Consider the following 16,190-nt stretch of genomic DNA (forward strand, 5'->3'; position numbering starts at 1 on the left):
AGATAAAATGAAATTTTCTATGGATTTTGGCGATACCAATTTTATCGGAGTGGCCAATGCAAAAGAATATCAATCATTTGTCGATGAGGATTGGGAGCTAGATCAGCTTTTGAACCATTTTGGCAGTGAAATGAAAAAGAGAAATATCCTAGTATGTCAAATGACAGAAGAAGGAATTGAACACTCCTGGAACGTAGAAGTGAAGATTGGAACAGAGTCGGATATAGGTACATACTTTAGAAAAGCAACAGGTTATATAAATGTAACCAATCATCAGCTTTATCTCGTAGATTATGACTGCCTTACGATGGCCGCCCAGTTTGAAGATCAGTCTGTGCCTGATCAAAACTGTTCTAAGTATAGAATTGATATTAAAAACGGTATGTACAAGGTCGAGCTTATTCAATTTTATAATGTTGACCAAGATGAGTATACAGGAAATGACCAAACGGATCTTTTATTGAACTTTATTAAGATGGAGCATGTTGAAGAAACAGCCAATGAGGTATTTTGGTGTACGTATTAAGTAGTAAACGTACCGTAGGCTACTAACTTAGAGGCGTAGTGTGCCGTTCTAAGGCATTCTATCTTATTTATATACTCACTGAAACCCTCTGGCTTTGTGTCAGAGGGTTTTTATGGTCAAAATTATTTATAGTATACTTTACATACAAACTTCACGTTAAAGAAAGGTGATCACAGTGCCAAATGCATGGGATGCAGAACAAATCGTATCAGCACCGCTTGCCAAAACGCTAATCGAGACGCAGTTTCCAGAACTTGCGCCCGCTGTAATTTCGCTGCTTGGCTACGGCTTTGACAATACGGTTTATCAAGTAAACGACCGGTTTGTTTTCCGGTTTCCTAGACGAGAACTAGCAGTGAGGCTACTAAAAACGGAAAATCGACTTTTACCAAGTCTTGCTTCTCAATTGCCTCTATCGATTGCAGAGCCCATTTTTTTCGGTAAGCCGAATGCAGGCTATCCTTGGCCTTTTACGGGCTATCACTACGTTCAAGGAACTCCACCTGGAAGATTAACAGAAGAAGAGCGCATACAATCCGCTTCTGTACTAGCGAGGTTTCTTCGCACGTTACATCACTATCCTTACTCAAAAGCGCAAGAGCTCAGTGTTCCGTTTGATGAGTTAAATCGGCTTGATATGATGAAGCGAAAGTCTGCGCTAGAGAAGTATGTCAAGCAAATGAAAGAGCGTAGTCTTTATTCAAAACAAGAGATTCTTGAAGACTATGTAAATGACATACAAGAAATTAAGTATCAAGAAAAACATGTACTAGTTCACGGAGATCTTCATATTAAAAACATGATTGTTGATCAAACCAATATGGTTTCAGGCATTATTGACTGGGGAGACGTTCATATTGGTCATCCGGCAGTTGACCTAGCGATTGCCTATAGCTTCCTACCATCTAAAGGAAGAGCTCGTTTTTTCAAAGAATACGGAGAAGTAGATGAAGAAACGCACAGGCTTGCAAAATGGAAAGCCGTATTTACAACCGTAGTGCTTGTGGCACATAGCTACGATCAAGGAGATAAACAAACGCTAGAAGCGGCTCTAGAAAGCTTGAACCTGATTTTTCAAGAGTAATAAAACTGTAATAGAATTTCTGTTCAATTCCTGTATAGTTAAGAAAGGATAAAAATAAAAACAACAGGTGAAGCAAACGATGAATACAAGCCACTGGAATGAATCAGCAGCACATTTACTAGAAAGGTGGATAAAGCTATATAAAGAAAAAACATTTCTTATTGAAGAAACGGAATCTTTAAACATACTAAAAGAAGAAGTAGACGGGATGGATAAAGAAAAATTCCTCTCCATAGTAGAACGTCAGCTGCAGAAAGTGTATGACGAACTGGAAAAAGAACGGACAGAGTACAATATGAACAATAGTGAATATACAATGGTGACGTTTCTTTCAAGCGACTATCCGGAGTACATAAAAAAGCGTCAAAGCAATATGAGACAGTTTGAACAGTTAACAAACATACATAGGAATGTGACAGAGTTTTTCGGAAAAGAACTTTTTTCTGAAGCGGATATGGTAGCGTTTAGAAACGACTTTTTTCAACTAACAGAAAGACATGCTAACGCGTCATCGTTAAAAGAAATGAAGGAAAACTGGAATACGTATTTGCCCGCGTTCGTTGACTTTCAAAAAAAGAATGAACATGTAAAACAAGCGATAGCCACAGTACTCGAAGAAGATAAGAGCTTGAAGCAAGAATGGCATCAGCTAAGCAAAAACAAATTGATGACCAAACAAAAAGCGACCGCCTTTCGCACAAAGCAGCATGAGCTAAATGAAAATATTAGAAAAGCCACGACTGCACAAAAACAGTTACTCCAACTTTACTGGCCTGATATTCGCAGCCAGTTTGATGCGCTGCAAGAAAAAATGAATAAGAGTCTTTCTACTGTATTAAAAGAAACGGAATACAGTATGGAAGTGATTAGCCAAAATGATGCAAATGAACACGCCAAGTTAAAGCAATCACTTACCGACCTACATGCAGTCCACAAAGTCGACGCTCATCAAACGTGGTTAGCGGCTTTTATTAAAAAATCACGACCATTTTTTAACGAACTGAGTGAAGATATCAAGGATACTCGATGTCGAGAGCTATGGAACCGAATTTACGGTATGTATAAAGGAATAGCAGTAAATGAATTTATTGTTACATACGAAGAATTTTTAGCACTTCAGCCACTTGGGAGTGTAACAAGCATGGAAATACCAAAGCCATTAGCTCGGTTAAAGGTAGATATAAAACCTGCTACGCTGCCATCCTACGCAGACTTTCCCGTGCTCAAAAAGCAGCAATCATCACGGCGGCGCACTTTTCCTATTTTAATAGGAGGCGCTATCGCCCTTGTCTTATTGCTGACGATTGTATATATGAATCGTGATAATCAAACGGTAGAAACAAGCTCAAACATAAAAGCTACGGCCAGCACGAAGTCGTTAAAAAATGAACAGACTAAGCCAGATTCTGTAAGCAAAACGGATCTTGAAAACTTTTTTATTTCTTATAAAGCTGCTTACTTTTCAAGTTTAAACAGCGGCGACTTTAGTGGGATGGCGCCTTATATCGACTCGGGTCAGCCAGTGTATAAGCAGCTAAAAAGCTATATCACATCCTTAGCTGGAAAAAACGTATCGTTTGCTAACGATCAGTTTCTCGTGACAAAAACAGAGTCACATGATGATGGAACCTACAGCATTTATACAAACGAAGTATACACGTTCACCGACTCATATGACGCAAGCACGCAGTTTAAAAAAGAACGAATTTATCATGTGAAAGCTGCTGGCAAAGACAAACTTCAAATTAATAAAATTGATACGTTAACAGATGAGCAGAAGCCGGTGGAAGAGTGAGCGGTTTCTGAGAGATTATAAATAACCGCTAGTTCCTTTTTGGAGCTAGCGGTTGTTGTGGTTGGGTGAGTGAAAGTGTTCCGGGTAGTGTGACTGCTACGCTGCCAGAGATAAACAAGGTTTTTGATTACGACAGATTAATTAGTTAAATGTTGTTATAATAAGATTGTTTTTTCAATATTTCGGTTTTAGTGGGGAGTGGATGGGGACAGTTTGTTTATTTGTGTCCCCAAGTTGTCCCCAATAAATTCATATTATTAAGTTCATATTGTTGAAGAGGCTAATTAATAAGAAGATAAAAAAGAAAGTTGATATTAAAATTATTTAATAAAAACAAGAAATCAGCCTTATTTGAATTGTTTTTTTATATTATAATTGCAACAGCGAAGCGATTTTTTAGTCAAAAAATTTGTAAGGGAAGACAAAAAGAAGATACTCTTATCAAGGGCTCAGAGACAGTTTTAAATAATTTATGTAAGTATATATTAGGGGGGACTATATTGGCTGAAAAAAAATCTCACTTTTCTGAAGCTGAGTATGAATGTAATCTAATGAATGAATTAAGAACAAAATATTCTATACATAATTCTAACCCTGGATTTAAGCCTTCAATTCAAGCAGAAAAGTACCTGGGAATAGATTTGGCAATATTATCAAATTACCTAAAGAAATATAGCTCTAAAAACGTTGAATTACTTGATCCTAGATTTGTTTGGAATACCAAAATAAGAGTGTGGAAGCAAGTGAATATACAGCATAAAGGGTTAAAATTGGAAAAAAGATATAAAATTTTTAAGGATAAAATTAAAGATTTATTCACAAAAACACCCAAAAGGTATGTGAGTATGTTTTTACAGTGCAAAGTGCCAGTTTCTTATTTAGAACCTTTTCGTAGCGTTAAGGGAAGTAGGGCTAGCGGTAAGTCAAAACCTTTTGATATTTGGAATACATGGAATACTCCTAAAAAGGTATATAAATTTATATATGCTTTTAGTTTAAGTCAAGGACAAAATGAGACATTATACGAGTTAATGAAATCATTCGGCGATGATGCTTTTGTAGGTTATGTGGCACCTACATATCATACGTACATACAGGCAGATAAATATTATAGAAATAAACAGATAGCAAATAATAGTCATTTTCAGCATCCGTTCAACCCCAAAAATAAACATTATCACTATTCTTATTTACCGGGGAAACCTCTGGCCGCAGGACAGGCATTTTCTGTTGCAAAAGATTATCCAGCTATTGATTTTGAGATAGAGTTAATAAGAAAAGCAATTAGAAGAGAAATAAATAATCAACTGGGAGAGAGAGAAGAAAGTTATAGCAATAATAAAAAGAGGAACGAACAAAGAAGGACGATAGAAGATCATATAGATGTAATTTATAAAGTACTTTGTAAGAAGCTCAGCAAGAGAACTATTGATAACGTTGACTCTTCGACTAATGTAAAAGAATATGAAAAAAAATATGTCGGTGTAAACAAACTTGACAAAAATTATGCTAAAGAGCATCTGTCTGTTTTATATAAGGAAGATCAGAACGAACTTTATGAACATTTATGCAAATACTACTCCATTAAAAGAATGGTTCGCTCTATTTTACGCTGCAATTGGTTAATTTTTAATTTTTAGGGTGAAAAGAATTCAAATTGAACAGTTAATTTAAACATGCTAGCCCTTATAATTGACGGATAGGCAAATGAGGTTACTCAATGACACAAAATCATACAAATTCAATTAAATATTTTTAATTAAATAAGCATTGAAAGAATGAACTTTAAAATTCATCAACTATTAGAAAATTCGAGGACATCAATCAAAACACAGAAGTATTCTGTGTTTTGATTGATGTCCTCTTTTAATTTAATCTAATTTGTTTAATTTTAACATTAGTAATAATAAAATCAAATAAATATATAAATTTCACATATATCAAAAAAATACATTATAATGGTTCTATGAACTTAGGTATATATATCTATTCATAACTTAGAGGAGGTTATTATGAAAGACATCAATCTTTATAAACCGCTTGCAGAAAAAGCAAAAAAAGATAATTTAGAAGTGCCTGCAGCTCATCCCGACGTATTTAATATCACTGAGGAAACATTTAATATTTATTCTAGTTTATATCTTGAACAGAAAGGCTTTACTGAGGAGTTGAAAGATAAGCCCGGAGGAAAGATATGCAATGATTGCAAAAGTTTTTTTCTCGCAGAGGAAAATAAAAAAAAGATAGATAAATATAAAGATGTGAAATTTGGAAATGAATTAGAACGATATTTTAGTAGCTACATAGTAGCCTTATTAAACAGACTTCTTTGTACCAAAGGGAATTCGGCAAGGGTCAGAAGTGAAAGGGCGGATAAAGATAATTTTCATATGCCAGATTTTAAGATTATTAGGATCCAGGACGAAAAAGTTATTGCTTTCTTTGAATTTAAATCTATATTTCGCCCCTATGTTCTAATATCGGAAATGGTAGATAGCAGCTATAAATGTTACTCACATTCTCTGACCTTAGATGACGGGAGTGAAGATGAACGACAAAAGCTCCAAAAGCAAAAAACATTAGTTGAAGAAGAAATAGGGTTAGATAAGGTAGACTATATCTACTGGTATGAAATGCCATGCATTAAAGGCGTATTTTGGAAAGAAGCGCAAAGTGTTTATACAGAAATGGAAGGGAAAGAAATATATATTCGCAAAGAAGCAGAAGGGGATTATAGTAAGAGCGGAAGAAAAATAAGTACCACAGGTAAGGTTTATCTTTCTCTTGTTAGGATGAATCCTCTTACAGAGTTAATAACTAAGTATTATAATCTTGCTAAATTCTAATAAAATATAATTTAAAAAGAGAGTAAATAAATTTACATATACATAGTAGTTCCATTTATTCTATTGAGTTATATTAAATAAATAGAATTGTCAGGTAGTGAATCTTTTTTTAAAAAAGGGTTCTTACTACCTTTTTTTGTTGTTATAGGGCTAAGGTTATATTAGTATATTTTATATAGACAAATCACTCTTAACTTGAACTAGTAGGGTTAAAAATATGAATTGGAATTTTTTCGGATGATTTTACGTTGAAGAGGATGTTTAATACATGAATTTGCATAATGCGGAAAATGAGATAGAGCAAATAGGAGACCAGTGGCACAAACTTCTATTTTTATACAAAAATGAAATTTTAATAAACCAACTAGCACTCCTAGATCCAAAGATTAAAGTGTTAAACCTAAACCTTTTGCTTAGTGAATCATTAATAAATTTACCTAAAGGTCAATATTCTCTTTATATTGAAGAAATTATTCAAAACTTTTTATATGATCAATCAAAAATATATATATTCCAACATTTTGAGATATTATTTGATCCTGTACTTCAAATACACCCTATTCGTTTATTTGAAAATATAAGTAAACGAAATAAATTAATCGTTATATGGCCAGGTCTATACGAGAATGGAATATTAAATTATGCTGAGGTTGGACATCCTGAATATTTTACATGTTCTGATTATGAAGGGAAAGTAATTGTGAATTAAAGGTGGGAATTTAAATGTTACGTTATAGTAATCTAATAGAATTTGAAGCAGTTGAATCTGTTGTACAGTTAAAAGAAGCAAATAACAATAATTATGCAATTTCATTATTAAACACATACGTTATTTCTGACAATATGGCTGAAAAATTAACAACTGAAATTATTGAGAATGTTCAATTTGACCGCTTAGTTGATAATAAAGGTACTCTAATTGTAGGTAATTACGGAACTGGTAAGTCACATTTAATGAGTGTTATCTCTACGATAGCCGAATTACCTGGTGCAAGTGAGCATTTACGTAATAAAAAAGTAGCGGAAAAAGCTAGAGAAATTGAAGGGAAATTTAAAGTCATAAGGGCAGAATTTGGTGCAGTTACAATGCCTTTACGTGAAATTATTTGTCGTGAATTAGAACGAGGACTTGAAAAAATGGGTGTTGACTATTCTTTTCCATCATCTGATCAGGTCACAAATAACAAAGAAATGTTTTATGAAATGATGGATTTATTTCATGAGCAACACCCTGATAAAGGTCTATTATTAGTAATTGATGAATTGCTTGATTATCTACGTGGGCGTAAGGAACAAGAGCTCACACTTGACTTAGGTTTTTTGAGAGAGATAGGGGAAGTATGTAGTAAATCGCGTTTTCGTTTCATTTCAGGTGTACAAGAAATGTTATTTGATAATCCAAAGTTTAGCTTTGTTGCCGAGTCACTTCGTCGAGTTAAGGAACGTTTTAATGAGGTGAGGATTGTTCGAGAAGATATTGCGTTTGTTGTATCAGAACGGTTATTGAAAAAAAACGATGAACAAAGAGCTTTAATTCGAGAGCACTTAAGTAAATTTACTAAACTTTATAATGGGCTTGGAGAAGACATGGAAACCTACGTTGACATGTTTCCAATACATCCCGCTTACCTTGAAACATTTGAAAAGGTAAATATAGCTGAAAAGCGTGTTATTCTTCAGACAATTAGTAAGGAAATTAAAAAATTATTGATGAATGAAGTTCCTGAAGAGACAACAGGGTTAATTTCATTTGATCATTATTGGAAGTATATTGAAGAGGATTCTGCGCTTCGAATTAAAGAGAATGTAAGGCTAATTATGGATAAAGTTGAAACATTAAAGGGATGTATTCAGAACAGTGTTAAGCGGCAGTATAAAAACATGGCAAATCAACTTGTAGATGCTCTCGCTGTCTATCGTTTAACTACGGATGATTTAAAGACACCAATTGGACTTACATCAGAAGCTCTACGAGATAAATTATTTCTCAGTAACCCTATGCTATTAGAATTAGATGAAGAAGCATCTGAATTTTTAACAACAATGATTGAAGCTGCAATGAAAGAATTAATGACCGCTGCTAGTTACCAATTTATATCACTGAATAAAGATAACGGTCAATATTTTGTTGATATCGAAAAAGTAACGGCAGTAGACGATTTAATTCAACAGCGCAGTGAAGGTTTAGCTGACCATCAATTAGATAGTTATTACTTTCAAGTTTTAAAGCAAGCAACAGAAGTTGCAGAAAGTTCATATGTTAACGGATATAAGATATGGTTGCATGAGATTCCCTGGGAAGATCGTCGAGTAAAACGTCAAGGTTACCTTTTCTTTGGCGCGCCTAATGAGCGTTCCACAGCACAACCTGAACGCGATTTCTATATTTATATGCTTCAACCATTTGAAGAGCCTAAGTTTAAAGATGAACATAAAGAAGATGAGGTTTTCTTTCGTCTAATTAAGAAAAATGATGAATTAATTGATCTGTTGCGTTTATATGGAGGCGCTTGTGAGATGTATAATGATACAATTACAAACCGTCACTTATATAAACCGAAGATGGATGCCTATTTTAAGAAATTAATTAAGTGGTTAAAAGAAAACTTTGTAGATGCATTTGAAATTGTCTATAAAGGAAACAAAGCAAATGTTATAGAACATGGTTTTTTCCTTCCAAGTAATCCAGATACTTTGATTCAAGTTATTGATTCAGTTGCACAAGATTTATTATCACAATGGTTTGAAACTAAATATGATGAATATCCATCTTTTCGCAAATTAGAAAGATCATATGTTACAAAAGCCAACATGCATACGTATGTAAGAGATGCTTTAGATTATTTAAATGGAAAGAAAACTAACCAAGGTGAAGCGATACTAGATGGGTTAGTCCTACTGGACAATAACGGGAATCCTACTACAAGGAATTCAGGATATGCTAAATGGGTATTAGAGCTGTTAAATAAAAAAGGGCAAGGACAGGTATTAAACCAAAACGAACTAATTGAGGTTATTAACACTGTTCACGGTACACCTGATCAACGATTAACTAAAGAATTTGCAATGGAACCTGAATTGTTAGTGGTAGTACTAGCAGCGCTAATACAGAGTGGAGAAATTGTGATTAGCATAAATAGTACAACTTATGAAGCTATGAATTTTATAGATCTTTTACGTTTACCAGTTAGTGATTTAACTTACTTTAGTCATATAAAAAAACCAAGTGGCTTACCAGTTAATGCAGTAAAAGCATTAATAGAAATGTTTAAGGCGGTCCCGGCTGAATTTACAGATCCAAATTCAGTAGATTTTTCAATTAAACAAATCATATCAAGAGCAAAAGAGGAAATAGTAAAAACTATTGAAATGATATCAAATGTACGTGATAAATTCCAAACCTGGGATGGACAGCTCTTTTCTAGAGAAGAGAAAGATGAGATTATTGCTAAATTAGAAAGTTTAAGTGAGTTCTTACAGGGGTTGCAAGTGTATAATACACGTGCAAAAATGGTTAATTTAAAGTATGACGTAAATCGTATCGAAAAAGAAAAAATTCACCTAACACTTAGCCATAAGTTAATCAAATTAGAGCAAAAGATAAATGAATATACTAAAGTAGCGAATTATTTGACTAAAGCAAAATATATTGTTTCCCCAAGCCAAAGTTGGATTGACGATGTTGATATAGCTTTAGGTGATTTAAGTATTGCTTTAAAAAAGGATGAAGATTGCACCAAAGCTGTTTCAGACTTGGAAGAATTAAAGAAACAGTATATTAACCATTATATGAGTTTACATCAGCGGGCACGTTTAAATGCAACGGAAAATAAAAGAAAATCAGATTTATTAAGAGATTCACGTTATGAAGCTCTGCGCACCCTTTCGTCAGAAATTATGTTTTTGCCAAGTCAATCTTTTGAAGAATGGGAAACAAGTTTAAAATCTCTTAAAGATTGTTATAATTTAACAATCGAGAATATGAGTCATATTCCTGAATGTCCGAATTGTAGATATAACCCACGTGAAGAACAAAATAAACAAAAACCTTCATTATCTCAATTAGAGGATCAATTAGGAGAGTTACTGAATTCATGGACAGAAATGTTACTAACTAACTTTAATGACCCATTAGTAAAAACTAGTATTGAACTACTTGAATCTAACCAGAAACTCTTGATTCAAGAACTGATCTCTAACAAGGCATTTAGTTTTCCAATCCCTCTAAGTTTAGTTGATGCAATTAATATCGTTCTTAAAGGAATTCATAAAGAACAAATTGACTTAACCGAACTTACAAAAATATTTGGCGATGGAAATCCTATCAGTGTGGATGAAGCAAGGAGAAACTTTGAAATATTAATAAAAGACTTGGTTGGAATTAACGAAACAAGTCGTGTTCGTCTAATGGTTAAGAAATAAATAGGAGGAATTAAACTTGAATAAAGAAACACAACAATTATCATTTTTAGAAGAACAAACTCAAGCAGATAATAACCCAATTATCTGCTTAGGTATGGAATTTGAAAATGACGAAGTACGTCAAAAATACTTTCGAGATGAGCTAAGAAAAAAATTACCTGAGTTAAAACAGTTAAAAGGATTTCCAAAAGGCGAAGACGAGGATATTATTGCATTATCTGATCCTCCATATTATACTGCATGCCCAAATCCTTGGCTAAATAATTTTATTAAGGAGTGGGAGCGGGAAAAAGTTGAGAAGTACGGAAGAGAGAATGATGAGGAATATCACTGTGAACCTTTTGCTTCTGATGTGAGTGAAGGAAAAAATGATGCAGTCTATAATGCACATAGCTATCATACAAAGGTGCCTTATAAAGCTATAATGCATTATTTATTACATTATACTCGTCCAGGCGATATTGTATTAGATGGGTTCTCAGGGACAGGTATGACAGGTGTAGCAGCTAGAAGGTGTGGTAATGAAGAGACCATTAAAAGTTTAGGATATACAATTAGTGATAAAAAGATTATTAATAGTTCAGGGGAAGAAGTGGGGGAATTTGGTAAACGTTTAACTATACTAAATGATCTTTCCCCCTCAGCTACTTTAATCACATATAACTACAATTCTGTGCCAGATGTTCAGGATTTTGTTAAAGAAGCTAAAAGAATCTTAGAATTAGTAAAAGAAGAGTGCAGTTGGATGTATGAAACAGTACATCAAGCAGGAAACAATCAATATGGTAATGGAAAGATTAATTATGTTGTATGGAGTGATGTATTTCAATGTCCCAACTGTACTAATGAAATTACATATTGGGATGTTGCTGTAGATGCCGAGGAAAAGAAAATCCTTAGTGATTTTAATTGTGGTCATTGTGGAATTGAACTCCAGAAAAGTAAATTAGAACGAGCGTGGGATTCTTACTATGACAAGTACCTTAACGACGTAATCACTGTTGCAAAACAGAACCCCGTATATATTAATTATTCAGTTGGAACAAAAAGATTTGAAAGAGCAGTTAATGAGGAAGATTTAAAATTAATTGAAAAAATTAAAACTGATAAAATTCCTTATCAATTCCCACTTGAAAGAATGCCAGCGGGGGATGAATCTAGAAGAAATGACAGAACCGGCTTAACTCATTCTCATCATTATTACACACATAGGAATATATTTACTTTAGCTAGTTTCGTTAACCATGCCAAACAATCTAAATATTTCAATAGGTTATTGTTTTTCTTTCAGGCTTCAGTTAACCGAGCTACTAAAACTAATCGATTCCGGTTTGGGGGAACTGGTGGTTTGAGTGGAACCTTATATATACCATCTCTAATCTTTGAAAGAAATGTTATTTTATTACTTGAAAAAAAATTAAAGGATTATGAAAAAATGTTACTAGAGGAGAAAAGTAAAGGCTATGCGGCGATTACCTCTACTCAGTCTACTTCTAAAATTGAAAGTATTAATGAAAATGCTGTTGATTATATTTTCACAGATCCTCCATTTGGTAAGAATTTAATGTATTCAGAGCTGAATTTTCTTTGGGAGTGTTGGCTCAAGTTAGTTACTAATAATGAAGATGAAGCTATTATGAACAATACACAATCAAAAGGTTTATTAGAATATCAAAAGCTTATGGAAGAGAGCTTTAAAAGTTACTTTAAAGTGTTAAAGCCTGGTAGGTGGATGACAGTAGAATTTAGCAATTCCCAAGCAAGCGTCTGGAACGCAATTCAAGAAGCAATTCAAAAAGCTGGGTTTATTATAGCTAATGTTGCGGCTTTAGACAAGAAGCAGGGGAGTTTTAAAGCTGTCACTACTACAACAGCAGTAAAACAAGATTTAGTTATCTCAGCTTATAAGCCTAAAAAAGAAGATATAGATAAGATGAAACAAGAACAAAATACTAAAGAATCCGCATGGACATTCGTTGCACAGCACTTGGAGCAATTACCTACATTTATTGGTTTAAAAGGGGAAGCTCAAGTTATACCGGAAAGAACGCCTCGTATCTTATTTGACCGGATGGTAGCTTATCATGTTCAAAATAATTTACCTGTTCCAATTTCATCAGCTGATTTTCAAGTGGGAGTAGCACAGCGTTTTCCAATGCGTGATGGTATGATATTCCTAGAAAATCAGGTTGCTGAATATGATAAGAAGCGTACTTTAGTAAAAGAGTTCGCACAAATGAATCTGTTTGTATCAGATGAAAATAGTGCAATTGAATGGATAAGACAACAACTTTTGAAAAAACCACAAAAACGACAGGATTTACATCCAAGTTATATGAAAGAAATTCAGCATATTGCTAAGCACGAATTATTACCAGAACTAGATGATTTGTTAGATCAAAACTTTTTGAGGTATGAAGGCGATGGAATAGTGCCTGACCAAATTACTTCTTACTTGAGAAAAAATTATAAAGACTTACGTGGTTTAGATTCAAATGACCCAGCGTTAATTGAAAAAGCTTGGAGTAGATGGTATGTTCCAGATCCAAATAAACAAGCAGACTTAGAAAAATTACGTGAAAAAGCATTGTTACGTGAGTTTGATAGTTATTTAGAAGAGTTAGAAAAAAGTAAGAAAAAACTAAGACAATTTCGTACAGAGGCTATCCGTTATGGATTTAAGAAAGCGTATAGCGAAAAAGATTTTGAAAAAATTGTTAAAATTGGAGAGCGTCTACCTGAAAGTGTTATCCAAGAAGATGATAAGTTGCTTATGTATTATGATAATGCTTGTATTCGATTAGGATTATAGATGGTGATTAATATGAGTAGTTGGCGTGATAAGATACTAGTAAAGTTTCAAGATAACATCAGTCCTATTATATTAATTCATGATGAAGACTATTTACTAAATGACGAATTAATAATAAAGCAATTAAATGAATATGGTTACAATGTTGTACGTTTTGAGGATAGTATCTCATTTAGATATATTTTCGAACAAACATATAGAGGAAAAGAAGGAGATTTAAAATTAATTGTATATACAAATAATAAAATTGTTTTTCCTTTTGACCTTTTAAAGAAAGGCGTTAGTTTCAAACTTAACATTGGTACGATATTCCCTAAATTTTCTGTACCTATACTTCGAAGTATGAATCGTGAAGATTTTGATGCCTTGTTTACTGTGCATGCCCAGTATCAAGGCTCTTCTTCTGATAAAGATACTCTAGAGTATCTCATTAAACAATTATATAAAATCCCATATGAAATTATTAATAATGAAATAGAATTATACAGAATATTACTTTCCCTTCACTATGCGCAAAAGGAAATTCCGTATAGCGTTCAGAAACTGCTTATTGATAACTTTAAACGAGTTGAAGTGTTTGGGAAATTACCTATAGAGGAATTGATTTCCTCCTCTACGTTTTTTTATAGTTTTATTGAAGAGCAATGGGCTAATTTAATAGAGCTATATAGGGAAATCAATGAAGGCGAAATAAATTCTGAAAGACATACAAAAGATATCCATCCCTTTGCAAGTCATAATGTCCATAGTTTAATAAATAATTTATTTATGGAGGGGATTCTGTCAAAGGTTAAAGTGGCTTCAAGCACCCACTTGCCTGAGTGGATGAAAATAGGAATTATTGAAGAAGACTATAAACTGCTAGATTCTTGCAAGGTATTCCTCCATCTTGAGGAAAAAATAAATCATAAGCTTACAAATATCAAGTTATATAAAGACTGGATTGAAGTTATGGAGTTGGCTGGTGAATATAAATATGTTGCTTTAAAAAATGATGATGAGGAGCAATATAATCAAGCAGAAGAGATTATGGTGAAAATAAATAAAATTTTCCAAAGTTGGATGAACGATCAATTTCAGGCTTTAGTAAGTTTACCGCCTTTACCAAAGCCTAAAATGGTTCATCATATTCCCCATGTAATGTATGCAAAAAAAGAAAATAATGAAAAAAATGCCTTGGTTGTATTAGATGGAATGAGCTTTATTCAGTGGAAACAAATAAGAAAATATCTAAAAGAAAATGGTTTTTCTTTTGAAGAGAATGGTGTGTTTGCATGGGTACCTACTCTTACTTCAGTCTCACGTCAATCTATTTTTTCAGGTAATGTTCCTAATACATTTGGGAAAACTATTAAAACAACGGCTGCAGAAGAGAAACATTGGAAATCGTTTTGGGAAAGCCATGGAGTTTTAAAGCAATATGTAGCATATCAACGAGGCCTAGGAAAAGAACCATATAGTCGTGATAATATAATGGCATTAAAAAGAAATTCAATTAAAGTGTACGGATGTGTAGTAGATATCATTGACCAACTTACACACCATGCAGTTCTAGGAGAAAAAAGTTTGGTATCTAATCTTGATCTATGGTTACAAACAAATTATTTAGTACAATTATTGACTGACTTAGTGAATGACCATTACACTATTTATCTAACTTCTGACCATGGTAATACAAATGCTAAAGGTATTGGTCGTGTTTCAGAAGGTGTTCTAGTTGAGCAAAAAGGAGAGCGTGTACGAATATATAATGATCGTACACTTTATGAAGATTCCTTATCAAATATTCAATCTATAGCTTGGAGTAATGCTGGCCTTCCTGAGAATTATTATGCACTATTTTCGGAATATGGAGAGGCATTTGTAACAAAGAATGAGAAAATTGTTACTCATGGTGGGATTAGTATAGAGGAAGTCATTGTACCTTTTATTAAAATACAGAAAAAACAAGGAGAGGATATTTAATGGAAAAGCCTGTTGGGTTTGATCAAAAAGTATTATTACATCATTTAGATTTCACAGCAAAACATATCAATAAATATTCTCGAAAAGAAATGTATGAGCTACTAGATGGTTATTTGCGTAGTGATATTAGCGGAGCTAAATCAAGAAAAAATGCTATTACGATGCTAATGAAGATATGGTATTCGGTAGATGAAAAATTAGTTCCCTTTCGTAATAGCATTTTAGATATATTCCCTTTATTAACTAAAGAGGAAAGGTTACTTATTCATTGGGGGATGACTTTAGCCGCTTATCCTTTTTTCAAAGATGTTGCTCAAGAGCTTGGTAGGCTGTTTCAATTACAAGATAACGTACCAAGTACAGTCATAGGACAACGAATGAAAGAGGCTTATGGGGATAGAAGAAGAGTAGAAGTTGCAACAAGTGCTGTCTTAATGAGTATGAAAGCATGGGAAATTATAATTCCAGCTCAAAATCGTTCTTATCAATTAAATGATAAAATCCAAATAGGTAATGTAGAAATGCAAGCATTTATTATACAGATACTCTTGCAAATAACAGAGAACACATCTTTACAATTAGATATTATTCAAGATCATAGTTTATTTTTCCCGTTTATGTATGAATTAAATCTTTTAGAGTTAAGGCAGCATAATGGTCTTGTTTTTCACCGTCAGGGAATGGATGCATTGGTTGTTGAGCGTAATAGCATAGTTCAGACTGCATTATTATAAAAGTAA

Annotated in this window: 10 protein-coding genes; all 10 read left to right on the forward strand. The window is 33.3% G+C overall.

Annotation, left to right across the window (positions count from 1 at the left end; all coding sequences use genetic code 11):
• Window positions 1-19: 19 nt before the first annotated feature.
• Entirely contained in the window at window positions 20-526 is a 507-nt protein-coding gene (locus ACRPLQ_RS08995; RefSeq protein ID WP_170836809.1) for a hypothetical protein, read from the forward strand.
• Between the two features lie 175 nt (window positions 527-701).
• Complete coding sequence (locus tag ACRPLQ_RS09000; RefSeq protein WP_098578652.1) at window positions 702-1,610, forward strand: phosphotransferase; 909 nt, start codon at window positions 702-704, stop codon at window positions 1,608-1,610.
• 79 nt (window positions 1,611-1,689) lie between these two features.
• On the forward strand, window positions 1,690-3,405 hold the full coding sequence (locus ACRPLQ_RS09005) for a TcaA NTF2-like domain-containing protein (RefSeq protein WP_432235911.1): 1,716 nt from the start codon (window positions 1,690-1,692) through the stop codon (window positions 3,403-3,405).
• A 500-nt stretch (window positions 3,406-3,905) separates the two neighbouring features.
• Window positions 3,906-5,045 carry a hypothetical protein gene (locus ACRPLQ_RS09010; RefSeq protein WP_432235912.1) on the forward strand — a complete coding sequence of 380 codons (1,140 nt, stop codon included), beginning with the start codon at window positions 3,906-3,908 and terminating at the stop codon, window positions 5,043-5,045.
• A 372-nt stretch (window positions 5,046-5,417) separates the two neighbouring features.
• Window positions 5,418-6,251 (forward strand): hypothetical protein, encoded by an 834-nt coding sequence (locus tag ACRPLQ_RS09015; RefSeq protein ID WP_432235913.1) that lies wholly within the window; start codon window positions 5,418-5,420, stop codon window positions 6,249-6,251.
• 268 nt (window positions 6,252-6,519) lie between these two features.
• Window positions 6,520-6,960, forward strand: a complete 441-nt coding sequence (gene brxF / locus ACRPLQ_RS09020) for a BREX-3 system P-loop-containing protein BrxF (RefSeq protein WP_432235914.1) — start codon at window positions 6,520-6,522, stop codon at window positions 6,958-6,960.
• Between the two features lie 14 nt (window positions 6,961-6,974).
• Window positions 6,975-10,673, forward strand: coding sequence for a DUF6079 family protein (locus ACRPLQ_RS09025; protein WP_432235915.1), 3,699 nt, complete (start codon window positions 6,975-6,977; stop codon window positions 10,671-10,673).
• Window positions 10,674-10,689: 16 nt separating this feature from the next.
• The gene (locus ACRPLQ_RS09030) at window positions 10,690-13,485 is read left to right on the forward strand and encodes a DNA methyltransferase (protein ID WP_432235916.1); all 2,796 of its coding nucleotides are present in this window, start codon (window positions 10,690-10,692) and stop codon (window positions 13,483-13,485) included.
• A gap of 12 nt (window positions 13,486-13,497) precedes the next feature.
• The gene (gene pglZ, locus ACRPLQ_RS09035; protein WP_432235917.1) at window positions 13,498-15,450 is read left to right on the forward strand and encodes a BREX-3 system phosphatase PglZ; all 1,953 of its coding nucleotides are present in this window, start codon (window positions 13,498-13,500) and stop codon (window positions 15,448-15,450) included.
• Window positions 15,450-16,184, forward strand: a complete 735-nt coding sequence (locus ACRPLQ_RS09040; RefSeq protein ID WP_432235918.1) for a hypothetical protein — start codon at window positions 15,450-15,452, stop codon at window positions 16,182-16,184. Before pglZ ends, ACRPLQ_RS09040 begins: the two co-directional genes overlap by 1 nt.
• Window positions 16,185-16,190: the final 6 nt, after the last annotated feature.

The organism is Priestia sp. TRN 1309 (genome assembly GCF_050846875.1).
GTDB classification, from domain to species: domain Bacteria; phylum Bacillota; class Bacilli; order Bacillales; family Bacillaceae_H; genus Priestia; species Priestia zanthoxyli.